Origin of the sequence: Pseudomonas sp. SED1 (assembly GCF_034044025.1) — a bacterium.
Classification (GTDB): Bacteria; Pseudomonadota; Gammaproteobacteria; order Pseudomonadales; family Pseudomonadaceae; genus Aquipseudomonas.
Genome location: NZ_JAXCIS010000225.1, coordinates 1 through 24,436 on the forward strand (window position 1 = coordinate 1; position 24,436 = coordinate 24,436).

Sequence of the window (24,436 nt, forward strand, 5' to 3'; positions counted from 1 at the left end):
TTGATTTGTGTCGCTCAGGAAATTGCCGGCAGGCTTATTTACGCTGCAACAACCCCGGAAACTGCGCCACCAACTTCTGGTTGTTCAACGGCGCACGGATAAATCCGCGCTGGGTGCCATCCGGTCCGATCAGCGCCAGATTGCCGCTGTGGTCGACGGTGTAGTTGGGCTTGCTGGTGTCCGCCGGAATAAACGGAATGCTTACCGCATTGGACACTTTCTGCACATCGTCCACATTCGCGCCGGTCAGGCCCTCGAACTGTGGATCGAAGTAGCCCAGGTACTGCTTGAGCTGCGCCGGCGTATCGCGGTTCGGGTCAACGCTGACCAGGATCACCTGCAACTTATCCACAACGTCTTTAGGCAGCTCGCTCTTGATCTGGCGCAGTTGGGCGAGGGTGGTCGGGCAGATGTCCGGGCAGAAGGTGTAGCCGAAGAACAGCACGCTCCACTTGCCTTTCAACTCATTGACCACCACCGGCTGGCCGTCCTGGTTGGTCATGGTCACCGGCGGCAACTGGCGGCTTTGCGGCAGCAGGATGATGCCTGCATCGATCAAGGCAGTCGGGTCGCCCTGGCCTTTGCCGCTCAGTACTTTGTTGACGGTCAGGCCCATGATCAACGCGACAATGGCCACCAGAATGAAGACAGTTTTTTGAGTTCGAGTCATAGGTTCAACAATAGGTAATGGTCTACGAGCAGGGCGATAAACAGCGCGAACAAGTACCAGATAGAGTACTTGAAGGTGTTGATCGCCGCGTGCGGCCGACTGCCACGGTACAGCACCCAGGCCCATTGCAGAAAGCGCCCGCCCAGAACCAGTGCGCACACCAGGTACAGCACGCCGCTCATGTGGATGACATACGGCATCAGACTGACCGCCAGCAGGGCGAAGGTGTAGAGCAGGATATGCACCTTGGTGTAGTGCTCGCCATGGGTCACCGGCAGCATCGGGATGTCGGCCTTGGCGTATTCCTCCTTGCGGTGAATCGCCAGGGCCCAGAAGTGCGGCGGAGTCCAGGCGAAGATGATCAGCACCAGCAGCAATGGTTCGGCGCTGACGTGGCCCGTGACGGCAACCCAACCCAGCAACGGCGGTGCGGCACCGGCCAGGCCGCCGATCACGATGTTCTGCGGCGTCGCACGCTTGAGGAAACCGGTGTAGATCACGGCGTAGCCCAACAGCGAAGCCAGGGTCAGCCAGGCAGCCAGCGGATTGGTAAACGCCAGCAACAACGCCAGCCCGGCCACCGCCAGCACCATCGCGAAAACAAGCGCCGCCACAGGCGATACGCGCCCTTGCGCCAGCGGACGTTTATGGGTGCGCGCCATCAGCGCATCGATGCGCCGATCCACCACATGGTTCACCGCCGCCGCGCCACCGGCACACAGGGCGATGCCCAGATTGCCGAAAATCAGCACCGGCCAAGGCACCCCGGCGCGGGTGGCGAGGAACATACCCACCAGCGAGGTGATGAGCATCAGCACCACCACTTTTGGCTTGGTCAGCTCAAGATAGTCACGCCAGATCGCCTGGCTATGACGCTCGCCGATCAAGGTCGCCATGGCATCTCTCCTTTTAGGGTCATGAGGCCCGACACGTGTTTACGCGGGCTGAAGCGCCAGCCGAACGGCAACTGATGCCGCACCCGGACCAGGCTGGTGCGGGCGTGGTAATTGACCAGCACCAGCGTCAGCAGCAACGCCGCGCCGCCGGCGTTATGCGCAACGGCAACCGGCAGCGGCAGGTGAAAATACACGTTACTCAAGCCCAGGCAGATTTGCGCCGCCAGGGCGATCAGCAACAGGCCAGCCAAGCGGGTCATGCCGACCACCTTGAGTTGCCAGGCCAGGCCCAGCAGTACGACGGTGACCAGCAGCGCGCCAATCCGATGGGTCAGGTGAATCGCCGTGCGCGCATCACTGTCCAGTTGCCCACCGAGGTAATTGGGTCCGATATGCTGGGTAAGGTGAAAACCATTGGCAAAATCCGCCGCCGGCCACCACTGCCCGTGACAGGTCGGCAGGTCGATACAGGCCACGGCCGCGTAGTTGGAGCTGACCCATCCGCCCAAGGCAATCTGGCCGATCACCAGCACCAGCCCGGCCGTCGCCCAATACTGCAAACGCCTGGGCACGATCAGCGCCGGCAGCACGCCGGACAATCGCAGCGTCAGAAGGAACAGCAGGCTCAACGTCGCAAACCCGCCCAATAAATGCCCGGTAACCACTTGCGGCCAGAGCTTCAGCGTCACCGTCCACATGCCAAACGCCGCCTGGGCAAACACCACCGCCAGCAGGAACAACGGCAACTTCAATGGCTGCCCCGGATGACGCCGATGGGTCCAGGCACGCGCCGCCAGCAGCACGATCAGCAGCCCGAGGGCGCCGGCGAAATAACGGTGGGTCATCTCGTTCCAGCCTTTGTCTGCCTCGACCGGCGTGTCCGGGTAATGCAGTTCGGCATGGGCCAGCTGGGCTTCGCTTTTAGGCACGCTGATAAAGCCATAACAACCCGGCCAATCCGGGCAACCGAGGCCTGCGTGGGTCAGCCGAGTATAAGCACCCAGCAGCACCACGATCAGGGCCAGCAGGGTGGCAAACAGCGCGAGGCGAAATCCAGGTTTGGCCATGACGGTGTCCTTATCCGATGTTCGACAGTTTCAACAGCAGGCGCAGGTCGTTGAGCAGGTCCTTGCCTTTGACCCGGGCGTCGTAGCGCAGCACCAGGTTGCCGTGGGGGTCGACGATCCACAGCTGGGCATCGCCGCTGCCTTGGGCGGCGGCGTCTTTGTTGAAGGTCGACAGGTCCAGGGGATAACGTTGCAGTTGCGGGTATTCGGCCTTGAGCTTGGCGTCATACGCACTGCTCACCGGCTGCGCGCTGGCCAGGGCGTGGCTGGCACGAGAGGCATCGCGACCCAGGCCGATTTGCAGCTGGCGAGCCAGGTAAACCAGTTGCTGGCAGTCGGCGGCGCAGGCAGTGGGCGCAGTCACCAGCAGTTGCCAGCGATCTTCGTCGGCCTGCACGCCAATGTCGGCGCGAGTCTGGCCGTTGCCGATCATCTCGCCGTGGTAGCTGCGGTTGTCCGGCACCCAGAACTGCAACTTGTACATGAAGGTGGCGAGCACCATCGGGCCGATCACCATCAGCAGGATCAGGATCAGTTGCCAGCGGCCCTTGCGACGGTTGGGCGCTGCCGGCGCGTCAGACATGTTGGGTGGATTCATGACCGCTCCCATGGCGCTTCTCCTTTGTGTTGTGCCATCCGAGGTAGAGGTAAAGACCGAACAGCGCCAGCGCCATGGCGAACCATTGCACGGCGTAGCCCAGGTGTTTTTCCGGGCCCATGGCGACCACAGGCCAATTGGTTTCAAAGGTTGCCGGTCCCGCTTCGGCCCTGACTTCATAGGCGAATCCGCTGCGGCCCAACTCTGTCCAAAGCGCTTCGGGATGCAGGGCAGTCAGCAACCGCGGCCACTGTGCGCCCGCTGGATCGGCATGCAGCTGGAAGGTCTCGCCCGGGGCCACATAGACCCAGGCGTCGAGATTCAGCGGTTGTTCGGGGGTGGTGAAAACCGGTGGCGTGCGCCGGTCCGGCCAAGGCAGCCAGCCTCGATTGAGCAACAGCCACTGCCCGCTGGCCTGATCGTGGAACGGTTGCAGCACCTCCACACCGACCTTGCCGTCACGAAAGCGGTTATCCAGCAGCACGCTGTGCTCGGCATCGAATTGCCCGCGCAAATGCACGCGGCGGAAGGCCGGATCTTCGGTGGCCTGTAATTGCGTACTGCTCATGGGCTCGGCAGCGCGGCGCTCGGCGTAGGTTTCCAGCAGCGCCTGTTTTTCCTGGCCGCGAGACAGCTGCCAGAAGCCGAGAAACACCATCAGCGGCAGTAGCACAAGCACCACCAGCGTCGGCGCAATACCGGGGCGAAAGGGTTTCATGGCATTGCCGCAGAGGTCGGTGCTGCGCTGGCTATACTGAATCTCATTGCTCGCCCCCTCCAAAAAAGAGCCCCGGAGCCCACCATGCTCAAAGCAGCCATTGCCCTGATGCTGATTGCTACCGTCGTGAGCCTGTTCAGTGGCTTGTTCTTCCTGGTCAAGGACGAGGGCAACTCCAATCGCCTCGTCACTGCCTTGACCGTGCGTGTGGTGCTGGCCGTGATCACCCTGGGTTTGATCACCTGGGGTTTCTTCAGCGGCCAGCTGGTGTCTCATGCGCCTTGGTGAACGACCTCAAAGCACGTAAACGAAGAAAAACAACCCGATCCACACCACGTCCACAAAGTGCCAATACCAACTCGCCGCCTCGAAACCGAACTGGTGTTCGTCATTGAAATGCCCCTTCAGGATGCGCATCAGCATCACAAACAAAATGATGGTGCCGATGGTCACGTGGGCGCCGTGAAAGCCCGTGAGCATGAAGAAGGTCGCGCCGTACACGCCGGAACCGAGGGTCAGGCCCAACTCTTTATAAGCGTGGATGTATTCCTCGGCCTGGAACCCGAGGAACGCCCAACCCAGCAACACGGTGATCGCCAGCCAGATCTTCAGCGCGCCGCGATGGCCTTTGCGCAAGGCGTGGTGGGCGATGGTGATGGTCACGCTGGAACTGACCAGCAAGATCGTGTTGATCAGCGGCAAGCCCCAGGGGCTGATGGTGCCCTTGGGCGCAGGGAACAGTTTCGGGTCAGGATTGTTCAGCAGCGGCCAGGCGAATTCGAAGTTCGGCCACAACATGTGGGCAACGCCTTTTGAGCCTTCGCCCGCCAGCCAAGGCGCCGACATGTGCCGCACATAAAACAGTGCACCGAAGAACGCGATGAAGAACATCACTTCGGAGAAGATGAACCAGGTCATGCCCCAGCGAAAGGAGCGATCCATCTGTGAACTGTACAAACCGGCGCGGCTTTCCTTGATCACCGCGCCGAACCAGCCAAACATCATGTAGGCCAGCAGCAGTCCGCCGACGAAAAAGATCAGCGGGCCGTGGGATTCCGGACGTGCGGCCTTCAAATCGTTAAACCAGATAGCCAGCCCGACCACCGTAATCAGCATGCCCAACGTGGCAATTATTGGCCATTTGCTTTGCGCTGGTACGTAGTACGTATCATGAGTCGACATGTATTCGTTCTCCTAATCGAGCCCGCAAGCAACGCCTAGCCGCCGGTATGGACAGCCACGGGCGGTTGGCGCGCGGTGATATCGAACAGCGTGTACGCCAGGGTCAAATGCTTCACATCCTTCGGCATGTCGCGGTCGACAATGAAGCGCACCGGCATTTCTATGCGCTGACCTGGCTGTAGCACTTGCTGGGTGAAGCAAAAACACTCGGTCTTGTGGAAGTACATCGCCGCCTCGGCGGGCGAAATGCTTGGCACCGCCTGGGCGGTCATCGGCTTGTCAGTGGGGTTGTAGGCCACGAACAGCATCTCGGTAACCGCGCCGGGATTGACCACCACCTCATCGGCCTTGGAGTGGAACTCCCAGACCATGTCGATGGCATTGGTGGACAGGAACTGCACCCGCACCTGGCGCGTCGGGTCCACCACCTGCTCGCCTTCGTACTGCCCGGCAGTCTTGCCATTGATGCCGAACGCCCTGCACATCACGTCGTAGATCGGCACCAGGGCAAAGCCGAAGGCGAACATCGCCACCACCAGGATCAGCAGCCGCGTGACCAGGCGCTTGATAGGCACGGACTCAAGCATGGTCGTCTCCCGTCAGGGTGTTCATTTGACCTCCGGCGGCGTGGTGAAGGTGTGGTACGGCGCAGGCGAAGGGATGCTCCACTCCAGCCCTTCTGCGCCATCCCACGGCTTGGCCGGTGCAGGCTTACCGCCACGAATGCACTTGATGACGATGAACAGGAAGAAGATCTGCGTCGCACCAAAGGTAAAGGCACCAATGGAGGAGACCATGTTGAAATCGGCGAACTGCAGGTTGTAGTCCGGCACCCGACGCGGCATGCCGGCAAGTCCTACGAAGTGCATCGGGAAGAACGCCATGTTCATCCCGACGAACGAGAGCCAGAAGTGCAGCTTGCCCAGGGTTTCGTCGTACATGTGGCCGGTCCATTTCGGCAGCCAGTAGTAGGCCGAGGCGAAGATCCCGAAGATCGCGCCGGGCACCAGTACGTAATGGAAGTGCGCTACCACGAAGTAGGTGTCGTGGTACTGGAAGTCCGCCGGAGCGATGGCCAGCATCAGCCCGGAAAAGCCGCCGATGGTGAACAAAATCACGAAGGCCACCGCGAACAGCATCGGCGTCTCGAAGGTCAGCGAGCCTTGCCACATGGTGCTGACCCAGTTGAACACCTTCACACCCGTGGGTACCGCGATCAGCAGCGTGGCGTACATGAAGAACAACTCGCCCACCAGCGGGATGCCCACCACAAACATGTGGTGCGCCCACACGATGAACGACAGGAACGCGATGCTCGCCGTGGCGTACACCATCGAGGTGTAGCCGAACAGCGGCTTGCGCGAGAAGGTCGGGATGATCGAGCTGACGGCACCGAAGGCCGGCAGAATCATGATGTACACCTCAGGGTGCCCGAAGAACCAGAACACATGCTGGAACAACACCGGGTCACCACCACCGGCGGCACTGAAGAAGCTGGTGCCGAAGTGGATGTCCATCAGCATCATGGTCACGCAGCCTGCCAGCACCGGCATCACCGCGATCAGCAGGAACGCGGTGATCAGCCAGGTCCAGACGAACAGCGGCATTTTCATCAGGGTCATGCCAGGGGCACGCAGGTTGAGGATGGTGGCGATGACGTTGATCGCGCCCATGATCGAGCTGATACCCATCAGGTGGATGGCGAAGATGAAGAAGGTCACGCTTTCCGGCGCGTAGGTGGTAGAGAGCGGAGCGTAGAAGGTCCAGCCGAAGTTCGGCCCGCCACCGGGCATGAACAGAGTGGACACCAGCATCAGAAAAGCCGCCGGCAACAGCCAGAAACTGAAGTTGTTCATACGCGGCAGGGCCATGTCGGGCGCGCCGATCATCAACGGGATCATCCAGTTGGCCAGGCCGACAAACGCCGGCATCACCGCACCAAACACCATCACCAGGCCGTGCATGGTGGTCATCTGGTTGAAGAACGCCGGCTCCACGATCTGCAAGCCCGGTTGGAACAGCTCGGCGCGGATCACCATGGCGAACGAGCCGCCAAGCAGGAACATGGCAAAGCTGAACCACAGGTACATGGTCCCGATGTCTTTGTGGTTGGTGGTCAGCACCCAACGCATCAGGCCCTTGGCGGGGCCGTGAGCGTGCTCTCCGGCATGACCATGGTCATCGATCACAGCGCTCATGGCCTTTCTCCTGCGAACGAGTGGGCGGGACGGTTCAGGGAATACGCAATGAAGGAAGTCATTTGCTTTGCGCCTGTTTCAGAGCCAGCACGTCTTTAGGAGTGACCATGTCGCCTTTGTTGTTGCCCCAGGCGTTACGTTCGTAGGTCACGACCGCCGCGATATCGACTTCCGACAGTTGCTTGCCGAACGCCGCCATGGCGGTGCCGGGTTTGCCGAAGTACACGCGGTGCAGGTGGTCTTCCTTGGGCCCGACGGCAATCGGCGAGCCTTTGAGCGCCGGGAACATCGGCGGCAGGCCCTGGCCTTCAGCCTGGTGACAGGCCACGCAAGTGGTGTGGTAAACCTTGTCGCCACGGGCCACCAGCTCATCCAGGGTCCATTCCTTGGAGGTCAACTCCTTGAGCTTGGCGGCTTCTGCCTTACGCTCGCCGAGCCAGGTGTCGTAGTCCGCCTTGGACTTGACCTCCACTACGATCGGCATGAAACCATGGTCTTTGCCGCACAGCTCGGCGCACTGGCCACGATAGATGCCTGGCTTCTCGACCCGGGTCCACGCCTCGTTGACGAAGCCTGGGATCGCATCACGCTTGACCGCAAACGCGGGCACCCACCAGGAGTGGATCACGTCGGCGGCGGTCACCAGGAAGCGCACCTTGGCGCCCACCGGCAGCACCAGCGGCTGGTCGACTTCCAACAGGTAATGTTCGCCTTTGACGGCCTGGTTATGGATCTGCTCGGCGGGCGTAGCCAGGTTGCTGAAGAACTCGACGTCCTGGCCCAGGTATTTGTAATGCCACTTCCACTGGTAGCCGGTGACCTGGATATCGATATCCGATTCCGTACTGTCGTAGATGTTGATCAGCGTCTTGGTGGCCGGAATGGCCATCGCCACCAGGATCAGCAAGGGCACCACGGTCCATAGAATCTCCACCGTCGTACTCTCGTGAAACTTGGCCGCCACTTGGCCCGTTGAGCGCCGGTGAACAATCATCGACCAGAACATCGCGCCAAACACAACGATGCCAATCGCCACACAAATCCAGAAAATGGTCATGTGCAGGTCAAACACGGCGTGACTGACTTCAGTGGCCCCTGGTGCCATATTCGTTGTCCAGGCGGCTTGCGCCTGGCTGAATACTGACCACAACAGTAGGCCCATCCAAACATGTGGATGTCGCGTCATTGCGGGTTCCCCTTATCGTTCTTGTTATCCCGCCGGTTTGCACCTGCGACCAAGGGAGCGGCTTCCATACTGCTTACAACCGCCAAGCCTTGCCTGCTAATGCAGTCGGGCGTCATCAGCTAATTGCGTACAAAACCGAGTATAGACAGCGACCGCCACGCCGCAATGTGATCGGGCAAATGAACGAAAATGAGGAAACAGACCACACAACAAGACCGATGGAGCCCGTTATCCGACGAACGATGGCGATTTGATATAACGACAGCGCATAACCATGAAATAATTATGACAAATGTGTCTTAGGCGCTCGTATAAACGAGCTACCTTATCCTCTCCCTATTTCCTACGCCTGCATCACTGGAGCTTTCATGAACACCGCCGCTTTGCGCGAGCAGATTTCCCGTGCCCATCAACACGAATCCAGCACTGGCCAGCTTGCTCAGCAGCTGGAAGTCCAGTTACCGCACCTGCACCCGGCGATTGCCCTGCCGGACGTTGACGCCAAGGGCGTGATGACGCGCTTTGTCAGCGCCTACATTGACCAGGTCCCGGATTTGCTGGATGCGGCCAATGATGTTGCCCGTGAAGCCGGTATTGAAAGCCAGATCAAACCGGTGCTGAAAATCGCCGAGCATTTCTTCCTGCAGCCGCCAGCGATCCTGGCCGGGCATGAAGGCCTGGACGGTTTGCTGGACGAGGCCTACCTGGCTCATCGCCTGGTGGAAGAGGTCAACGATCTGTATATCAAGCACTTCGGCCAGCCGTTGATTCCGCTGGATACCACGGTGGCGAACGTGATTGCTCACCAATTGATCGGCGAGACCTTTGCCAATCAGCTGGATGAAGCGGTGCACCACGCGGTGGATGAGATGCTCAACGAAGAAAGCTTTGCGCTGGAGTCGGTCGAAGCGTACCGCGACAAGCTCAAGAGCCCGGACACGGAAGCGGCGTGGAAGCGCTGGCCGTGCCTGTCACGGCAGTTGGGGGTTGGGTTGGAGCTGGATCAGCCGGCCTGATTTTTATCGCTGACGCAGATTCACTGTAGGAGCGAGCTTGCTCGCGAAGGACGTCAACGATAACGCGGGCATTCTGAATGCACGCGGCGTGCTGAAGTTTTTCGCGAGCAAGCTCGCTCCTACAGAAGGTCACAACGCAGCCGAGCCTATTCCGGTCGTCGTTCTTACCCGTCCTTCCAACCTGCGCTTCAACCCCCGCGCCTCGATCATCAGCTTCGAGCCCTTGGCCGAGTTGGCCCGACCCCATTCTTCCAGCAATTCCAGGCAGGAGTGGTCGATGTAACTCAGGTTATTGAGTGGCACATGCAAGGTGGTCCCGGCAGGTACCGTCGACAGCACCTGGGTCAATGCCGGCACCTTGAGAAAGGTCCCAGCCCCCGTCAATCGCAACTCCATCTCGCCATCCTGCGGCAGGTCGACCAGGCTGATTTTCAGGCGTGAAGCCTTGAACGCCAGCTTGACCAGGGTCAGCCCGAAGCCCACCAACACACCTGTCAACAAGTCGGTAAAGATGATCGCCAGGGCCGTCGCTGCGTAGGTAAACATCGGCATCCGCCCGTAACGCGCCAGGCCACGAAACGCCTTCATGTCCACCAGCTTGATCCCGGTGTACACCAGGACACCCGCCAGGCTCGCCACCGGAATGCTTTGCAGCACACTGGACAGCAACAGCACGAACGCCAGCAGCCACAACCCGTGGAACATCGCCGACAAGCGCGTGGTTGCGCCGGCCTGGACGTTGGCCGAGCTGCGCACGATCACGCCAGTCATCGGCAGGGCGCCGACAAGGCCACACAGCATGTTGCCCACACCTTGTGCCGACAATTCCTTGTCGAAATCGGAACGCTGGCCACTGTGCATACGATCAACGGCTGCTGCCGAAAGCAGCGTTTCAGCGCTGGCGATAAAGGCGACCGCGAACGCGGCGATCAACAGGTTGGGATCCGCCAGGTTCAACAGGTCGCTGGGCCGCAGCCAGTCGATGGCGTCCGCCAGGTTTTCCGGCACTTCCACACGCTTGACCTGCAACGCCAGCACCAGGCTGGTGACCGTCGCCAATCCCACGCCGAGCAAGGCGCCGGGCACAAAGCGCAGTTTTTGCGGACGGAACTTGTCCCACAGCCACATCACCAGAATCGTCGACAGCCCTAGCAAACCGGCCTGCCAACCGAGGCCGCCGCCGAGGGTAGGAATCGCCTGAATCAAAGCGGCGGGAAAGCCGGCGAGGTTATCCAGCCCCGACGGTTTCGGCACACCGTCGAGCATCACATGGACCTGCGACAGGACAATCAGCACCCCGATCCCCGCCAGCATCCCGTAGACCACCGCAGGCGCCGTCACGCGAAACCAGCAGCCCAGGCGCAAACGCCCGGCCACCAACTGCAGGAAGCCCGCCAGCAACAGGATCGGCCCGAGCATGGCCATGCCATGCTGGCGCACCAGTTCGAACACCAATACTGCCAGGCCGGCGGCCGGGCCACTGACTTGCAGCGGCGACCCCGCCAGCCAACCGACCACCAGGCCGCCGATGATCCCGGTGATCAAGCCCTTGGCCGGAGGCATTCCGGACGCGATTGCGATCCCCATGCACAGCGGCAGGGCGACCAGAAACACAACCACGGAGGCCAGCAGCTCCCGTGGCAGCACAGCTTTTAATTGAGCAGCACGCATGATGACTCTCCCGAGGCATTTGCCGGGCGTAGCAACGCCTGGCTGCTCGAATGGCAGCCATCGCGTTACCCGACAGGGGATTGTTTTAGAAGCGCGCTTTAGGCGTCGCGGACGGGATCGGCTGAGTACCGTTCAACGGCAGGAACGCCGCCTGATCCGCATCGTAGGCCCTGATCTCGCTGGTCTCGATGTCGTAGACCCAGCCATGGATAAACAGATGCCCATTGGCCATGCGCGAGGCCACCGACGGGTGAGTGCGCAGGTGCTGCAACTGGGCGATCACGTTTTCTTCGGTCAACACGTGCATGCTTTCGTGTTCGTTGGCGCAGTCACAGTTGTCCTGGACCATGGTCTTGGCGACCTCGGCGTGGCGCAGCCAAGCCTTTACCGTGGGCATTTTTTCCAGGCTTTGAGGGTTGAGCACTGCGCGCATGGCGCCGCAGTCGGAGTGGCCACAAATGATGATGTGCTGCACGCCAAGAGCCAGTACCGCGTACTCGATGGCCGTGGAAACACCGCCGTTCATCTGCCCATAAGGCGGCACGACGTTGCCGACGTTACGGGTCACAAACAAATCCCCGGGGGAGCTTTGGGTGATCAGTTCGGGAACGATGCGCGAATCTGCGCAGGTAATGAACATCGCTCGTGGGCTCTGGGCCGTGGCGAGTTTTTTGAAGAGTTCTTCCTGCTGCGGAAAGATCTCGTTATGGAAATGCAAAAAGCCTTCAACGATGTGCTGCAGCGCTGCATCGGCGGACTCCGCCTCGTGAGGGGCTGAAGCCGACGCAGCCAACGGCTGTTTATCCTTGTCACTCATGATTCATCCTCTTGGTTGGAGCAGGGGCGTTTTCCAGTGTGGTTGGCGCCCAAACCGAAGCGCCGACTCATTAGTCACTCGATGAACAAGGTACCCGCCGAAACTTAACTCAAACTGAATGAACCGCTCTAGATCGGGGCTTTCAGTGATGTCAAAACGCGACTATTCCTACAAGGCCGTGCGCTTTACCCAGCAGTTTACAATAATGCCATCTGCCTGCCAGGCGGACAAAACGCGGTGCAATCCAGATTAAACCCTTCCCGGCGATTGAGCCCCAATCGTTTGATCGCCTTGGCGAAACGTTGCGCCAACAGATCGGCAAACGGCCCTTCGCCACGCATGCGTACCCCGAAGCGACTGTCATAGACCTCACCACCGCGCACCTGCCGCACCAGGCTCATCACATGGGCCGCGCGCTGCGGGTAGTGGGCCGCCAGCCATTCTTCAAATAGCGGCGCAACCTCCAGGGGCAGGCGCAGCATCATGTACGCCGCACTTTGTGCGCCAGCGGCATGCGCCTCGGTCAGCAAACTTTCCAGCTCGCTGTCGTTGATCATCGGAATCATCGGTGAACACAACACGCCGACCGGGATTCCCGCCTCACGCATCACCCGAATCGCCCTCAGCCGCGCCTTGGGCGCAGCCGTACGCGGTTCCAGGATGCGCTTGAGCTCGTCGTCCAGGCTCGTGAGGCTGATCATCACCGCCACCAGCCGCTGCTGCGCCAGCTCGGTCAGCAGGTCGAGGTCCCGCAGGATCAGCGAGCCCTTGGTGATGATCGTCACCGGGTGCCGATAGCGCAGCAGCACTTCGAGGGTTTGGCGGGTGATCTTGTACTCGCGTTCGATAGGCTGGTACGGGTCGGTATTGGAGCCCAGGTTGATCGGCGCGCAGGTATAGCCCGGCTTCGACAGTTGCTGCTCCAGTACGTCGGCGGCGTTGGTCTTGGCGATCAGCTTGGTTTCGAAATCCAGCCCCGGCGACAGGTCCCAATACGCATGGCTGGGCCGCGCATAGCAGTAGATACAGCCATGCTCGCAGCCGCGATACGGATTGATCGCCCGATCAAACGGGATATCCGGCGAGCTGTTGCGGGTGATGATGGTTTTCGCGGTTTCGATACGGACTTCGGTGCCCTGGGTCTGTGGCACTTCCTGATACCAGCCGTCGTCTTCCGCCACGCTGACGGTGGGCGCAAAACGGTTGTGCAGGTTGGTGGCCGTGCCGCGCCCGCGAGGCGGCAGAGGAGTAGACATGAAAGCGCCTCTATACTGTTTTTTTGTACAGTATAGAGGCGCAGGGTTTCTGACCAGTGCCGTTGGGCGGTCAACCTCCAATCAATGCTTGGAGGTCACCTGGCCAAGGTCATCGCCGGAGGTGGTCTGCATATCATTTTTGCGCAGGTTCGCCACGTCACTGGCTTTCACCGGCTCGCCTTTGTTACCCCAACTGCCGCGCACGAAACTGACGACATCCGCCACTTCCTGATCCGACAGACGCCAGGCAAACGCCGGCATGGTGAAGGTCGAGGGCGCGGTGTGGGTCGCCGGCAACGTACCGCCGTTCAATACAATATTGATCAACGACGTGGCATCTGCCGTCTGCAGCACCGGATTGCCCGCCAGCGCCGGGAATACCCGGGTGTAGCCATGGCCGTCGGTACGGTGGCACGCCGCGCAGTTGTCGATATACACCGATGCCCCGGCCTTGCTGTCATCGCCTTTCCACAGCGCGTCGGCGACCTGCTTGTCGTACTGGTGCGGCTGATCCTTGGGATCCACCGCCGGCAGGCTCTTGAGGTAGCGGGCGATAGCCGTCAGGTCATCTTGCGACATGTACTGCATGCTGTGGACCACAACGTCGCTCATGCCGCCAAACACCGCGGCGCGATCACTGCGACCGGTCTTGAGGAATTGCACCAGTTGGTCTTCGCTCCAGCTACCCAGGCCGTCCTTGTGGTCGCCCCGCAGGCTTTTGGCAATCCAACCTTCCAGCGGTGCACTGCCGGACAAGAAAGCGCTGCCGTCCGACGCACTCAGGGATTTTTCCTGCATGGTCAGCGCCCGTGGCGTGTGGCAGGCGCCGCAGTGGCCAAGGCCTTCTACCAGATACGCGCCACGGGTGATCACGGGGTCTGCGCCCGCCTGAGCCTGATAGTCCTCAACCTTGGGCGCGAACATCCAGCGCCACCCAGTCAACGGCCAGCGCATGCTCAACGGCCAGGGAATGTCGCTGTCCTTGTTCACCTGCGCCACCGGCTCCACGCCCTTCATGAAGTACGCGTACAGCGCCTGCATATCGCTTTCGCTGACGCGCGCGTAAGACGGGTAGGGCATCGCCGGGTAAAGCGTACTACCGTTCTTGGCGACGCCATGGCGCACGGCCTGGTCGAAGTCTTCGAAGCTGTAGTCGCCCAGGCCGGTTTTATCCGGGGTGATGTTGGTGGAGTAAAGGGTGCCGATCGGGGTTTCCATCGGCAGGCCGCCGGCGAACGGCTTGCCGCCCTTGGCGGTGTGGCAGGCCACGCAGTCACCGGCTCGCGCCAGGTATTCGCCCTGTTTGACCAGGTCGGTTTCCGCCGCACTGACCGAGCAGCTGCTGATCAAGGCGAAGGAGGCAATCACAAATGCTTTCATGGTCATCGCTCCTTATGCCTGAACCAGTGGGCCGGGGTTTTTCAGGTACTGCTCGCGAATCGCCCGCGCCGACCAGTAGGTCAACGCCGCCACCAGGCCCGTAGGGTTGTAGCCCAGGCCTTGTGGGAACGCGGAAGCGCCCGGGACAAACACGTTGTGTACGTCCCAGCACTGCAAGTAGCGGTTCAAGGCACTGGTTTTCGGGTCGGTGCCCATGATTGCGCCACCGTTGAGGTGGGTGGTCTGGTAGGCCGCGGTGTTGAAGTGCTCGCCCACTTTTTTGCCCAGCAAGGCGATCGCCTTGGGGTTCATCGCTTCGGCAACCTTGCTCATTTTGTCGACCATGAAGCGGTTCATCTTGATGTCGTTTTCCTGCCAGTCGAAGGTCATGCGCAGCAGCGGCATGCCGTAGGCATCGCGGTAAACCGGGTCCAGGTCGAGGTAGTTGCCACGGTAGGATTGATGGGCGCCGTGGGCATCCATCGACACCTGGTGGGTGTAGTAATCAGCCGTGGCGCGCTTCCACGCGCTGCCCCAGGCCGGCGTGCCCGGCGGGTTGGAAGTGCCGGCAATCGGCCGGCTGCCCGCCTGGTTGACCCACATAGGCGAGCCGCCCACAAAGCCGTGAGGCCCGTGGTCGAAGTTGTCGGCGTTGAAGTCATCGATCGCCACGCCATTGCCGCCAGCGCCGATGAAGTTGTTGGTGTGCACGTCCTTGTCGAAGAACGCCTTGATGGTGGCCATGTTCTGGTAGGCGAAGTTCCGGCCCACCACGCCCTCGCCGGAGATCGGGTCGTAGGGTTTGCCAATGCCCGACAGCAGCATCAGGCGCACGTTGTTGAACTGGAAGGAACCGAGAATCACCAGATCCGCCGGCTGCTCACATTCCCGACCTTGGGCGTCGACATACGTCACGCCGGTCGCCTTGCGCTTGGTGCTGTCGAGGTTGACCTTCAGCACGTGGGAATTGGGCCGCAGTTCGAACTTGGGCTCCTGGCGCAATGCCGGCAGGATGTTCACGTTCGGCGAAGCCTTGGAATACATGTAGCAGACATAACCGCTGCAGAAGCCGCAAAAGTTGCACGGCCCCATCTGCGCACCGTAAGGGTTGGTGTACGGCCCGGAAGTATTCGCGGAAGGCAGGTTGTAGGGTTTGTACCCTACGGCCGTAGCAGCCTTCTGGAACAACTGTGCGGAGACGGTGTTCTTCTGCGATTCCAGCGGGAAGTGATTGGAGCGATCCGGCGCATAAGGGTTGCCGCCCTTGCCTTCGCCTACCAACTGGCCCTTCACCGTCCAGGCTTGCCCGGAGGTGCCGAAGACTTTCTCGGCATAGTCGAAAAATGGCTCCAGCTCTTCATAGCTGACGCCGAAATCCTGGATGGTCATGTCCTTGGGAATGAAATTTTTCCCGTAGCGCTCTTCGTAATGGCTGCGCATGCGCAACTCGATCGGGTCCACCCGAAAGTGCACGCCGGACCAGTGCAGGCCGGCACCGCCGACGCCGTTGCCGGGCAGGAAGGCGCCCAGTTGTCGGTTGGGCATCGCCACGTCATTCACGCTATGGCGAATGGTCACGGTTTCCTTGGAGATGTCCTGAAAGAGTTTCTTGCGCACGCTGTAGGTCAGTTCGTCGATGACCTGGGGATAGTTGCCGTCCGGGTAAGTGTCCTGCATCGGGCCGCGCTCCAGCGCTACCACGTTGAGGCCCGCTTCCGTCAGCTCCTTGGCCATGATCGCGCCAGTCCAGCCGAAGCCGACGATCACTGCATCCACTTTCTTCATGATGGTCGCCACGTTTATGCCCTCTCGCCACGGATCGATACAGCCGGGAAGGGGTATTGCTCGTTGCGTTCAACCCAATCCATGAAATCGGCGCGGGCGCCGGGGAAGCCGATCATGGTCCAGCCAACCATGCCTTTGTTGCCACCGTGGACCGGGTCGCAGAAGAACCCTTCCTTGGTGTTTTGCAGCAACAGATTGAAGAAAATCTTCGGCGGTACGCTGTCGAACTGCGCGTCACCGGCTTCCAGTCGTTGCAACAATTTTTCCTGGGTAGCGCTGTCTTGCTCAGCAAATAGCTTACCGTTCATCGCTTTCGACCAGGCATCCGTGGCAGCAATGCCCAGGCGATAGATCTCCTTGGGCACCAACTTGCTCTGCCAGCCCATTTCAGGCGGCGCATCGGCATTGAAAGGGCCTTGCATGAACCAGAGGGCGCCAGCCGCGTATGGGGTGTTCATCTGACGGTCGATGTATTCCGGCGCGCCGGCTTCCAGGGCGCCTGGGCCTTGGTCGTCCGCCGGGATCAAGCGGGCTACGGCCGCGTTGATAAACGCCCATTCCTCGGCAGTGAAATAGCTCGGCTCATAGGCCTTGCTGCTGACAGGCGCCTTTTCCGGGCTGGCTTGAGCGGGCTCGGGAACAGCCATCAGCATCGAACCGCCCAGGCCCGTGCTGGCGACAGTGACCACGGGGATCAAGGTCAAGGATTTGCGCAAAAACTCACGCCGGGGGTTGTCTTGATCTTGATCAGACATGGTGGCACCTCATCATGTGGTCACGGGTTTATCAGCCGCTTCAAGGAACGACTTATAGTTTTGGCAGCAAATGGGATCCAAAGGACCCAAAAGATAGAACACAGTAGTAATCAATAGTAACAAATGATAGCAGGCTAAGGATCGATGAAAATCGATTCAACGGGAAAAAACACACAGGTAGCCGGCTTATTCACGATTCTTTGACGAGCACCTCACACGGCATTGACCCCCTGTAAGCGAATCTGGGCCCTATCAGCCCTCTCCCTATTCGGTTACATCGCGCATGTTCAAGAATCAATTGCTGCCTGCTCTCAGCTTCGTGTTCATGGCGCTGTTCACAACTGCCCCTGCCCAAGCCGAAGAACTCACGCCCATGCGTTCATTGGAATGGGCCCAGCCGGTGGGCGATCAATACAACTTGTACCAGATGACGCCCACGCTCTATCGCAGCGCGCTGCCGGATAGCGGTGCTGTTCCTGTACTGGAAAAACTCAAGATCGCAACGGTGATCAACTTTCTGCCAGAGTCCGATGCCAGCTGGCTGAAATCACCCGGAATCAACCAGGTGCAATTGTCTTATCGCACCAACCATGTCGACGACGCCGATGTGCTCGCGGCGCTGCGTGCCATTCAAGACGCCGAAGCCAGTGGCCCGGTGCTGATGCACTGCAAACACGGCTCCGACCGCACGGGCCTGATGGCGGCGATGTATCGGGTGGTGATTCAGGGATGGAGCAAGGAAGACGCGCTGAACGAAATGACCCTGGGCGGGTTTGGCGCCAGCAGTGGCTTCAAGGACGGCGTTCGCTACATGATGAAGGCCGATGTCGACAAGTTACGCACGGCACTGGCCAGCGGTGAATGCAGCACCAGCACTTTTGCACTGTGCTCGATGAAAAGCTGGCTGAATACCGCAGACAGTGCCAAAGACCCGGCTCAGGAAAAAACAGCATTAGTGATCTCTCCCTGAGCCATCGACTCAGGGAGCGCATGCCAGTCAGTCTTTTTTCAGCTTCGGATTAGGGAAGAACTGGACCGCCTGCACCTTGGGATCCGGTGCTTTCAACGCTGATGTATTGACCCGCGTACCCAATTCCTTGGGCACTGACAGACCTTGCTCATTCAGCGTGTCGGAATAGCCACAGGCCACGCATTCGCGGTGCGGCACATCGTCCTCGTTCCACATCATCAACTTGTCCGGCTCGCTGCACGCCGGGCAGACCGCCCCGGCGATAAAGCGTTTTTTGGTTTTCACAGGCGCTTCACTCATGCTGCCGCGTCCTCACTCAGGCCGCTGTGGCGCAAGAGTGCGTCAATCGACGGCGCACGTCCGCGGAAGTCGACGAACAGCACCATCGGTGCCTGGGAGCCGCCACGGGCCAGGATCGCCTCGCGGAACGCGCGGCCAGTCTCGGCATTGAGCACGCCGTCTTCTTCGAACTTGGAGAAGGCATCCGCCGACAGCACTTCGGCCCACTTGTAGCTGTAGTAACCCGCCGCGTAACCGCCAGCAAAGATATGCGCAAAGCTGTTGGGGAAGCGGTTGTAGGCCGGCGGACGCATCACCGACACCTCGTCACGCACGCCTTCAAGCACCTGCAGCACACTGCGGCCATCGCCGTGGGTAGCGTGCAGTTCGAAGTCAAACAGCGAGAACTCCAACTGGCGAACCATCATCAGGCCAGACTGGAAGTTCTTCGCCGCGAGCATTTTTTCCAGCAGGTCCTGAGGCAGCGGCTCACCGGTTTCGTAGTGACCGGAAATCAGCGCCAGGCCTTCCGGCTCCCAGCACCAGTTCTCCATGAACTGGCTCGGCAACTCCACCGCATCCCAGGCCACGCCGTTGATGCCGGACACGCCAGCGTGGTCGACACGGGTCAACAGGTGATGCAGGCCGTGGCCGAATTCGTGGAACAGTGTGGTCACTTCATCGTGAGTCAGCAGGGCAGGCTTGCCGCTGTCAGCCGGGGTGAAGTTGCACACCAGGTTGGCCACCGGGCTTTGCAGCACGCCATCAACGGTGCGGCGACGGTCACGGGCGCCGTCCATCCAGGCACCGCCACGCTTGTTGGCGCGGGCGTACAGGTCGAAGAAGAAGCGGCCGACGTGCTGGCCGTTTTCCTTGATTTCGAACAGGCGGACGTCCGGGTGCCAGGTATCGAAGCCTTTCTGCTCGGCGATTTCGATGCCGTACAGGCGCTGCACAATGGCGAATAGACCGCTGAGCACTTTGTCGATCGGGAAGTAGGCACGCAGGGCTTCCTGGGCCACGCTGTAGCGTTGTTCACGCAGCTTTTCGCCGTAGAAACCGCTGTCCCAGCTTTGCAGGTCCGGGCAGCCTTGTTCGGCGGCATAGGCCTTGAGCTGTTGCAGGTCCTGGGTGGCGAACGGCTTGCTGCGCTTGGCCAGGTCCCGCAGGAAGCTCAGCACCTGGTCGCTGGACTCGGCCATTTTGGTGGCCAGGCTCAGTTCGGAGAACGAGGCGAAGCCCAGCAGTTGCGCCAGCTCCTGACGCAGGTCGAGGATCTGTTCCATGACCGGGCCGTTATCGTTCTTACCGGCATTCGGGCCTTGGTCCGACGCACGGGTGCAGTAGGCCGCATAGATTTCTTCACGCAGCGCGCGGTCGTGAGCGTAGGTCATCACCGCGTAGTAGCTCGGGAATTCCAGGGTGATCAGCCAACCGTCGAGGCCCTTGGCTTGGGCTGCGGCCGCCATTTGCGCCTTGGCCGAATCGGTCAGGCCGGTGAGGGTCGCTTCGTCGGTGACGTGCTTGGTCCAGGCCTGGGTGGCGTCGAGCAATTGGTTGGAGAACTTGCTGCCCAACTCGGAAAGCTTGCTCTGCACTTCGGCATAACGCTTTTGCTGCTCAGGCGGCAAATCGATACCCGACAGGCGGAAGTCCCGCAGGGAGTGTTCCAGAATGGTTTTTTGCGCCACGTCGAAGCCGGCGGCTTCCGGGCTGTTGGCCAGGGCTTCGAACGCCTGGAACAGTTCACGGTTCTGGCCCATCTCGGTGGAGTAGGCGCTCAGTGCCGGCAAGCAAGCCTCGTAGGCTTCGCGCAGTTCGGCGCTGTTGCACACGGCGTTCAAGTGGCTGACCGGGCTCCAGGCGGCACCCAGGCGGTCGTTGAGTTCGTCCATGGCCAGGATCAGCCCGGCCCAGGTCGGATTTTTACCCTGGCTTTGCAGGATGCCTTCGATGGCGACGCGGTTGTCGGCGAGGATCTGTTCGATGGCCGGCTGTACGTGCTCGGCACGGATCGCCGAGAACGGCGGCAGGTCGTAGGACTGCAGAAGAGGGTTGTTCGCGCTCACGGTTGGCACCTTGGCTGAAGAAACATGTAAGAACAAAGATGGGGCCATCTTAATTACAATCAACGCCCACCGCAGCTATCAGCAGAAGAGAGAGAGCCTATCGTGACCCTTCGCACCTACCAGAATCACACGCCGGCCTTGCTTGCCGGGGCTTTCGTCGATGCATCGGCGGTGGTGATCGGCGACGTCGAAATCGGCGCCGACAGCTCGGTATGGCCGCTGACGGTGATTCGCGGCGACATGCACCGTATCCGCATCGGTGCGCGCACCAGCGTGCAGGACGGCTGCGTGCTGCACATTACCCACGCCGGGCCCTTCAATCCTGATGGTTTCCCGCTGTTGATCGGCGACGACGTGACCATTGCCCACAAGGTCATGCTGCATGGCTGCACGGTGGGTAACCGGATTCTGATCGGCATGGGCAGCATTGTGATGGACGGCGCCGTGGTGGAGGACGACGTGATCATCGGCGCCGGCAGCCTGGTGCCGCCGGGCAAGAAACTCGAGAGCGGTTTCTTGTATGTCGGCAGCCCGGTTAAACAGGTCCGCCCGCTGACTGACAAGGAACGGGCGTTTTTCACCTACAGCGCTGCGAACTACGTAAAGCTCAAAGACCTGCACCTGGCCGAAGGCTTCGACCAATGACAAGGACACCCATGCATTACCAAACCGTTCTGTTCGACCTCGATGGCACCCTCACCGACCCGCGCGAAGGCATCACCCGCTCGATCCAGTACGCCCTCGCCAAACTGGGGATCGATGAGCCGGACCTGACCAAGCTTGAGCACTTCATCGGCCCGCCGCTGCTGCAAGCGTTCATGCAGTTTTATGACTTCGACGAAGCCAAGGCCTGGGAAGCAGTGAATTTTTACCGCGAGCGCTTCAAGGTTACCGGCCTGTACGAAAACCGCGTGTTCGACGGCGTGATGCCGCTGCTGGAAGCGTTGAATGGCCAGGGCCGCCAGCTGTATGTGGCCACGTCCAAGCCTTGGGTGTTCGCCCGTGAAATCGCCCGGCATTTCGATTTCGCCAAACACTTCAAGGTGATCTACGGCAGCGAGCTGGACGGCACCCGCACCAACAAGGTCGAGCTGATCGCCCACCTGATGGCAGAGGAAGGCCTGGACCCGGCCAGCACCCTGATGATTGGCGACCGCAAGCACGACCTGATCGGAGCCCGCAGCAACGGGCTGGATTGCGCGGCAGTGGGTTACGGGTTTGGCAGCCATGAGGAGCTGAGTGCCGAAGCGCCGACCTGGCATTTCGAAACATTGGCGCAGATGCATCAGGCGTTTTTGCAGCGGCCATAAGATCGCTATCGCGGGCAAGCCCGGCTCCCACAGGGAAACGCGACCCACTGTGGGAGCCGGGCTTGCCCGCGATGAGGCCCTATGTGCCAACCAAAGGCTCGGGTTCCTCCAAACGCCTCAGTGCCGCTTTACGCTCAACTACGGGCAACCCGCCCAGCTTCTCCACCGCCGCAAAGAACTTCGGCCAATCCCCGCCTTCCTGCCGGAACAACGCGGCAAACGCCGGCACCCACTGGTCATACAGGCCAAACGGCAACAACCTGGCGTTGTTCATCGGCAAGTTCATCCAGGCGTCATAACGCTTGTCGCCACCCCACTGGCTATCGCGCATTTGCCGGTAGTCACGGCGCAGGCGTTCGAATTCAGCCGCCTTGGCCAGGCGCATGGCATCTGCCGCCAGTGGCTGGGTATACAGCTGCTCCAGACGCTTGCGGGTGTCGAGCACCAACCGGGTGAACTGGTCGCGCTGTTTCAACGCCGACTCGCTGGCAGGCGGCAAGCCCCGGGCCGCGCGCCATTGCCGGGTGCCTTCTTGCTCGACGAAGGTGGCGTACGACTCGTTGAACTCAGTGTCGTCCTTCACATAAAACCGCTGGTGCGCCAGCTCATGAAAAATCAGCGTGGCCAGGCGCTCGTCGCCCCAGCTCATCATCGAACTCATGATCGGATCATTGAACCAGCCGAGGGTGGAATAGGCCTCCACGCCACCAATCGACACGTCCATGCCTTGCTGTTTCAACAACGCCGCCTGGCCACGCGCGGCGCCCTGGTTGTAATAACCGCGATAGGCCACGCACCCGGCAATCGGGAAGCAGTGAGTCTGTGGCGACAGGGAAAATTCAGGCGTGGCGAAGACGTTCCAGACCACATAAGGGCGGCCAATATCCGTATACAAGCGGTAACTCTGGTTATCCGGCAGGTGCAGGTGTTCGCTGGCGAAGGTGCGGGCTTTCTGGGATTGCACCAAATGCTCGCGCAGCACCTGTGGACGAGACGGATCGGCGATGACCACGGAGACCGGCTCCCGGGCCCGCAGCAGTTGCAATTGCCCGTCTGCCAGTTGGCTGTAGTAACTGACGCTGGAACAGCCACTGAGCAACAGCAGCATCAACCCGGGAAGTAAACGCCTGACCATTAAAACCTCTCGCAGGTAACTATCCCGCCAGACTATCTCGCCTGTGGGGAATTTTTCCATGGCGTGGCGTGTTTATACTCAGGGAGCGTGCTGCCGAGCGCAGCCGCTCAAACGAACATTCCTACAGTTGAGTGCTTAACATGCGTCAGCTACTGCTTCCCGTCGCCGCGATCTTTCTCAGTGCCTGCGCGTCGACGCCGCTACCCGCGGTTGATCCGCAGCAAGCCTGGGTCGACTTCGCCACCCCGACACCCGGCGCCAAGCTGGTGATGGCGCAACGCCTGGACGGGAAAAACCTGAACGACGGGCGCTACTTCCAGGTGCCACCTGGCAGCCACGAATTGATGGTGCGATTTGATTTCGAGGTGCCCACTGGCGGCAGTTTCAGCGGATTTGGCCAAACTACCGACCGAACCTGCTTCATGACCCTGCAATACGACCGTTTCGAGGCAGGCCAGCGCTATCGCCTGGAAGGGCGCTCACTGGGCTACAACCCGAATATCCGGCTGTACAACAAAGCGGGTCAATTGCTGGCCGAAGAACGTAGCGTCAACTGCATCTGATCAGTCGTTGTTCTTCTGGTAGACGATGGCCTTGGTGCCATTCTCACAGCTGCCGACAACCATGGCGCTGTCGTGCTTGTCTGCTTCTTCCTTGGTGACGATTTCGAGGGTGTAGGACGGAACGGCATTCGCCTGGATTTTGACCTCAATCTCTTTCCTGAGCTCTTCACAATCTTTCGGCGCCGCCAGGGCCGACGTGGCCAGTGCACCGCAGATAACCGCCAAGGCAATACGTTTCATGTGTGAAGCTCCCTGAATGCACGCGCACGGGTGTGCGCTGAGTCTGCAATCGGCTATTCGACCATACCTGAACGTGTAGGAGCGAGCGTGCTCGCGAAAAACCTCAACGATAACGCGTGCCGCCTGGAAGGGCGCGGCGCCTTTGAAGTCTTCGCGAGCACGCTCGCTCCTACAAGGGTCGATCAATTAACGAGGGTGCCATCCAGGGTAATGGTTGCGTTCAGTACCTTGGATACCGGGCATCCTTCCTTGGCTTTCTTGCTCAACTCATCGAACTGGGCCTGGCTGGCGCCCGGGATCTTTGCCTTGAGGATCAGGTGCACGGCTGTAATCGCAAAGCCACCGTCCACTTGGTCCAGGGTCACTTCGGCCTGGGTGTCGATGCTATCTGCCTTGAGCCCGGCGTCGCCGAGAATCATGGAAAAGGCCATGGAGAAACAACCGGCATGGGCGGCGCCGATCAGTTCTTCAGGGTTGGTGCCCTTGCCGCCTTCAAAACGGGCCTTGAAACCGTAGGGCGCTTCGCGCAGCACGCCGGTTTCCGTGGAAATGGAACCCAGGCCAGTCTTCAGGTCGCCTTCCCAATGCGCGGATGCTTTTTTAACGATACTCATAGCGGTCTCCTCGAACGGTGGTTTTGCCTCAGTAAGGGTTCTGAGGATAGACGCCCCGGCA

Annotated in this window: 26 protein-coding genes; 6 read left to right on the forward strand and 20 right to left on the reverse strand. The window is 60.4% G+C overall.

Annotation, left to right across the window (positions count from 1 at the left end; translation table 11 throughout):
* Positions 1–34: 34 nt before the first annotated feature.
* Genes SNL23_RS27800 through SNL23_RS27820 form a run of 5 tightly spaced genes read right to left on the reverse strand, consistent with a single transcriptional unit; the run spans position 35 to position 3,949 of the window.
* Positions 35–670: an SCO family protein gene (locus SNL23_RS27800; RefSeq protein ID WP_003214837.1), complete on the reverse strand. Its 636-nt coding sequence runs from the start codon at positions 668–670 to the stop codon at positions 35–37.
* Positions 667–1,566, reverse strand: coding sequence for a heme o synthase (gene cyoE, locus SNL23_RS27805; protein ID WP_076013314.1), 900 nt, complete (start codon positions 1,564–1,566; stop codon positions 667–669). Before cyoE ends, SNL23_RS27800 begins: the two co-directional genes overlap by 4 nt.
* On the reverse strand, positions 1,554–2,633 hold the full coding sequence (locus SNL23_RS27810) for a COX15/CtaA family protein (RefSeq protein WP_167664646.1): 1,080 nt from the start codon (positions 2,631–2,633) through the stop codon (positions 1,554–1,556). The genes cyoE and SNL23_RS27810 overlap by 13 nt, the downstream gene beginning before the upstream one ends.
* 10 nt (positions 2,634–2,643) lie before the next feature.
* Complete coding sequence (locus SNL23_RS27815; protein ID WP_318304315.1) at positions 2,644–3,243, reverse strand: hypothetical protein; 600 nt, start codon at positions 3,241–3,243, stop codon at positions 2,644–2,646.
* Positions 3,209–3,949 carry an SURF1 family protein gene (locus SNL23_RS27820; protein WP_318304316.1) on the reverse strand — a complete coding sequence of 247 codons (741 nt, stop codon included), beginning with the start codon at positions 3,947–3,949 and terminating at the stop codon, positions 3,209–3,211. Before SNL23_RS27820 ends, SNL23_RS27815 begins: the two co-directional genes overlap by 35 nt.
* An 84-nt stretch (positions 3,950–4,033) precedes the next feature.
* Here SNL23_RS27820 and SNL23_RS27825 point away from each other — a divergent pair, with 84 nt between their 5' ends.
* Positions 4,034–4,237, forward strand: coding sequence for a twin transmembrane helix small protein (locus tag SNL23_RS27825; protein ID WP_010168612.1), 204 nt, complete (start codon positions 4,034–4,036; stop codon positions 4,235–4,237).
* A gap of 6 nt (positions 4,238–4,243) precedes the next feature.
* On the opposite strand, the gene SNL23_RS27830 is transcribed toward SNL23_RS27825, so the two are convergent.
* The 4 genes from SNL23_RS27830 to coxB are packed head-to-tail and all read right to left on the reverse strand — an operon-like array spanning position 4,244 to position 8,515.
* Complete coding sequence (locus SNL23_RS27830) at positions 4,244–5,131, reverse strand: cytochrome c oxidase subunit 3 (protein ID WP_318304317.1); 888 nt, start codon at positions 5,129–5,131, stop codon at positions 4,244–4,246.
* 35 nt (positions 5,132–5,166) lie between these two features.
* A complete protein-coding gene (locus SNL23_RS27835) occupies positions 5,167–5,718 on the reverse strand; it encodes a cytochrome c oxidase assembly protein (protein ID WP_076013311.1) in 552 nt (183 codons plus the stop codon).
* A 21-nt stretch (positions 5,719–5,739) separates the two neighbouring features.
* Entirely contained in the window at positions 5,740–7,329 is a 1,590-nt protein-coding gene (gene ctaD / locus SNL23_RS27840) for a cytochrome c oxidase subunit I (RefSeq protein ID WP_076013310.1), read from the reverse strand.
* 58 nt (positions 7,330–7,387) lie between these two features.
* Positions 7,388–8,515 carry a cytochrome c oxidase subunit II gene (gene coxB, locus SNL23_RS27845; protein WP_076013309.1) on the reverse strand — a complete coding sequence of 376 codons (1,128 nt, stop codon included), beginning with the start codon at positions 8,513–8,515 and terminating at the stop codon, positions 7,388–7,390.
* Between the two features lie 368 nt (positions 8,516–8,883).
* Between coxB and SNL23_RS27850 the strand changes: the two genes are divergently transcribed.
* The gene (locus SNL23_RS27850) at positions 8,884–9,531 is read left to right on the forward strand and encodes a hypothetical protein (protein WP_076013308.1); all 648 of its coding nucleotides are present in this window, start codon (positions 8,884–8,886) and stop codon (positions 9,529–9,531) included.
* Between the two features lie 129 nt (positions 9,532–9,660).
* On the opposite strand, the gene SNL23_RS27855 is transcribed toward SNL23_RS27850, so the two are convergent.
* From SNL23_RS27855 to SNL23_RS27880, 6 genes are all read right to left on the reverse strand, one after another.
* Positions 9,661–11,202, reverse strand: a complete 1,542-nt coding sequence (locus SNL23_RS27855) for a SulP family inorganic anion transporter (protein ID WP_167664642.1) — start codon at positions 11,200–11,202, stop codon at positions 9,661–9,663.
* Positions 11,203–11,287: 85 nt separating this feature from the next.
* On the reverse strand, positions 11,288–12,019 hold the full coding sequence (locus SNL23_RS27860; protein WP_076013306.1) for a carbonic anhydrase: 732 nt from the start codon (positions 12,017–12,019) through the stop codon (positions 11,288–11,290).
* Between the two features lie 197 nt (positions 12,020–12,216).
* A complete protein-coding gene (locus SNL23_RS27865; RefSeq protein ID WP_063033715.1) occupies positions 12,217–13,275 on the reverse strand; it encodes a PA0069 family radical SAM protein in 1,059 nt (352 codons plus the stop codon).
* An 81-nt stretch (positions 13,276–13,356) separates the two neighbouring features.
* Entirely contained in the window at positions 13,357–14,655 is a 1,299-nt protein-coding gene (locus tag SNL23_RS27870; protein ID WP_318304318.1) for a cytochrome c, read from the reverse strand.
* Between the two features lie 12 nt (positions 14,656–14,667).
* A complete protein-coding gene (locus tag SNL23_RS27875; RefSeq protein WP_167664634.1) occupies positions 14,668–16,452 on the reverse strand; it encodes a GMC family oxidoreductase in 1,785 nt (594 codons plus the stop codon).
* Between the two features lie 2 nt (positions 16,453–16,454).
* Positions 16,455–17,195, reverse strand: coding sequence for a gluconate 2-dehydrogenase subunit 3 family protein (locus SNL23_RS27880; RefSeq protein ID WP_003214869.1), 741 nt, complete (start codon positions 17,193–17,195; stop codon positions 16,455–16,457).
* A gap of 283 nt (positions 17,196–17,478) precedes the next feature.
* Here SNL23_RS27880 and SNL23_RS27885 point away from each other — a divergent pair, with 283 nt between their 5' ends.
* Positions 17,479–18,165 (forward strand): phosphatase domain-containing protein, encoded by a 687-nt coding sequence (locus SNL23_RS27885; protein WP_318304319.1) that lies wholly within the window; start codon positions 17,479–17,481, stop codon positions 18,163–18,165.
* A gap of 27 nt (positions 18,166–18,192) precedes the next feature.
* Here the strand turns inward: SNL23_RS27885 and SNL23_RS27890 are convergent, their stop codons facing one another.
* Together SNL23_RS27890 and prlC are read right to left on the reverse strand one after the other, a co-directional pair.
* Positions 18,193–18,465, reverse strand: a complete 273-nt coding sequence (locus SNL23_RS27890; RefSeq protein ID WP_318304320.1) for a YheV family putative zinc ribbon protein — start codon at positions 18,463–18,465, stop codon at positions 18,193–18,195.
* On the reverse strand, positions 18,462–20,513 hold the full coding sequence (gene prlC, locus SNL23_RS27895) for an oligopeptidase A (protein WP_318304321.1): 2,052 nt from the start codon (positions 20,511–20,513) through the stop codon (positions 18,462–18,464). Before prlC ends, SNL23_RS27890 begins: the two co-directional genes overlap by 4 nt.
* Positions 20,514–20,615: 102 nt before the next feature.
* On the opposite strand from prlC, the gene SNL23_RS27900 reads away from it, so the two are divergent.
* Both SNL23_RS27900 and SNL23_RS27905 read left to right on the forward strand, forming a co-directional pair.
* Positions 20,616–21,158 carry a gamma carbonic anhydrase family protein gene (locus SNL23_RS27900; protein WP_318304322.1) on the forward strand — a complete coding sequence of 181 codons (543 nt, stop codon included), beginning with the start codon at positions 20,616–20,618 and terminating at the stop codon, positions 21,156–21,158.
* 11 nt (positions 21,159–21,169) lie between these two features.
* Positions 21,170–21,823 (forward strand): HAD family hydrolase, encoded by a 654-nt coding sequence (locus tag SNL23_RS27905; RefSeq protein ID WP_167664630.1) that lies wholly within the window; start codon positions 21,170–21,172, stop codon positions 21,821–21,823.
* Positions 21,824–21,902: 79 nt separating this feature from the next.
* Here the strand turns inward: SNL23_RS27905 and SNL23_RS27910 are convergent, their stop codons facing one another.
* Positions 21,903–22,958 (reverse strand): aminopeptidase, encoded by a 1,056-nt coding sequence (locus tag SNL23_RS27910; RefSeq protein WP_167664629.1) that lies wholly within the window; start codon positions 22,956–22,958, stop codon positions 21,903–21,905.
* 140 nt (positions 22,959–23,098) lie between these two features.
* On the opposite strand from SNL23_RS27910, the gene SNL23_RS27915 reads away from it, so the two are divergent.
* On the forward strand, positions 23,099–23,521 hold the full coding sequence (locus tag SNL23_RS27915) for a PA0061/PA0062 family lipoprotein (protein ID WP_076013298.1): 423 nt from the start codon (positions 23,099–23,101) through the stop codon (positions 23,519–23,521).
* On the opposite strand, the gene SNL23_RS27920 is transcribed toward SNL23_RS27915, so the two are convergent.
* Both SNL23_RS27920 and SNL23_RS27925 read right to left on the reverse strand, forming a co-directional pair.
* Entirely contained in the window at positions 23,522–23,761 is a 240-nt protein-coding gene (locus SNL23_RS27920; RefSeq protein WP_076013297.1) for a DUF1161 domain-containing protein, read from the reverse strand.
* 182 nt (positions 23,762–23,943) lie between these two features.
* Positions 23,944–24,375: an OsmC family protein gene (locus tag SNL23_RS27925; RefSeq protein WP_003170750.1), complete on the reverse strand. Its 432-nt coding sequence runs from the start codon at positions 24,373–24,375 to the stop codon at positions 23,944–23,946.
* Positions 24,376–24,436: the final 61 nt, after the last annotated feature.

Coding starts and splice junctions, on each gene's coding strand:
- SNL23_RS27800 (WP_003214837.1), bottom strand. CDS start 670: ATGACTCGAACTCAAAAAACTGTCTTCATTCTGGTGGCCATTGTCGCG.
- cyoE (WP_076013314.1), bottom strand. CDS start 1,566: ATGGCGACCTTGATCGGCGAGCGTCATAGCCAGGCGATCTGGCGTGAC.
- SNL23_RS27810 (WP_167664646.1), bottom strand. CDS start 2,633: ATGGCCAAACCTGGATTTCGCCTCGCGCTGTTTGCCACCCTGCTGGCC.
- SNL23_RS27815 (WP_318304315.1), bottom strand. CDS start 3,243: ATGGGAGCGGTCATGAATCCACCCAACATGTCTGACGCGCCGGCAGCG.
- SNL23_RS27820 (WP_318304316.1), bottom strand. CDS start 3,949: ATGAAACCCTTTCGCCCCGGTATTGCGCCGACGCTGGTGGTGCTTGTG.
- SNL23_RS27825 (WP_010168612.1), top strand. CDS start 4,034: ATGCTCAAAGCAGCCATTGCCCTGATGCTGATTGCTACCGTCGTGAGC.
- SNL23_RS27830 (WP_318304317.1), bottom strand. CDS start 5,131: ATGTCGACTCATGATACGTACTACGTACCAGCGCAAAGCAAATGGCCA.
- SNL23_RS27835 (WP_076013311.1), bottom strand. CDS start 5,718: ATGCTTGAGTCCGTGCCTATCAAGCGCCTGGTCACGCGGCTGCTGATC.
- ctaD (WP_076013310.1), bottom strand. CDS start 7,329: ATGAGCGCTGTGATCGATGACCATGGTCATGCCGGAGAGCACGCTCAC.
- coxB (WP_076013309.1), bottom strand. CDS start 8,515: ATGACGCGACATCCACATGTTTGGATGGGCCTACTGTTGTGGTCAGTA.
- SNL23_RS27850 (WP_076013308.1), top strand. CDS start 8,884: ATGAACACCGCCGCTTTGCGCGAGCAGATTTCCCGTGCCCATCAACAC.
- SNL23_RS27855 (WP_167664642.1), bottom strand. CDS start 11,202: ATGCGTGCTGCTCAATTAAAAGCTGTGCTGCCACGGGAGCTGCTGGCC.
- SNL23_RS27860 (WP_076013306.1), bottom strand. CDS start 12,019: ATGAGTGACAAGGATAAACAGCCGTTGGCTGCGTCGGCTTCAGCCCCT.
- SNL23_RS27865 (WP_063033715.1), bottom strand. CDS start 13,275: ATGTCTACTCCTCTGCCGCCTCGCGGGCGCGGCACGGCCACCAACCTG.
- SNL23_RS27870 (WP_318304318.1), bottom strand. CDS start 14,655: ATGAAAGCATTTGTGATTGCCTCCTTCGCCTTGATCAGCAGCTGCTCG.
- SNL23_RS27880 (WP_003214869.1), bottom strand. CDS start 17,195: ATGTCTGATCAAGATCAAGACAACCCCCGGCGTGAGTTTTTGCGCAAA.
- SNL23_RS27885 (WP_318304319.1), top strand. CDS start 17,479: ATGTTCAAGAATCAATTGCTGCCTGCTCTCAGCTTCGTGTTCATGGCG.
- SNL23_RS27890 (WP_318304320.1), bottom strand. CDS start 18,465: ATGAGTGAAGCGCCTGTGAAAACCAAAAAACGCTTTATCGCCGGGGCG.
- SNL23_RS27905 (WP_167664630.1), top strand. CDS start 21,170: ATGCATTACCAAACCGTTCTGTTCGACCTCGATGGCACCCTCACCGAC.
- SNL23_RS27910 (WP_167664629.1), bottom strand. CDS start 22,958: ATGGTCAGGCGTTTACTTCCCGGGTTGATGCTGCTGTTGCTCAGTGGC.
- SNL23_RS27915 (WP_076013298.1), top strand. CDS start 23,099: ATGCGTCAGCTACTGCTTCCCGTCGCCGCGATCTTTCTCAGTGCCTGC.
- SNL23_RS27920 (WP_076013297.1), bottom strand. CDS start 23,761: ATGAAACGTATTGCCTTGGCGGTTATCTGCGGTGCACTGGCCACGTCG.
- SNL23_RS27925 (WP_003170750.1), bottom strand. CDS start 24,375: ATGAGTATCGTTAAAAAAGCATCCGCGCATTGGGAAGGCGACCTGAAG.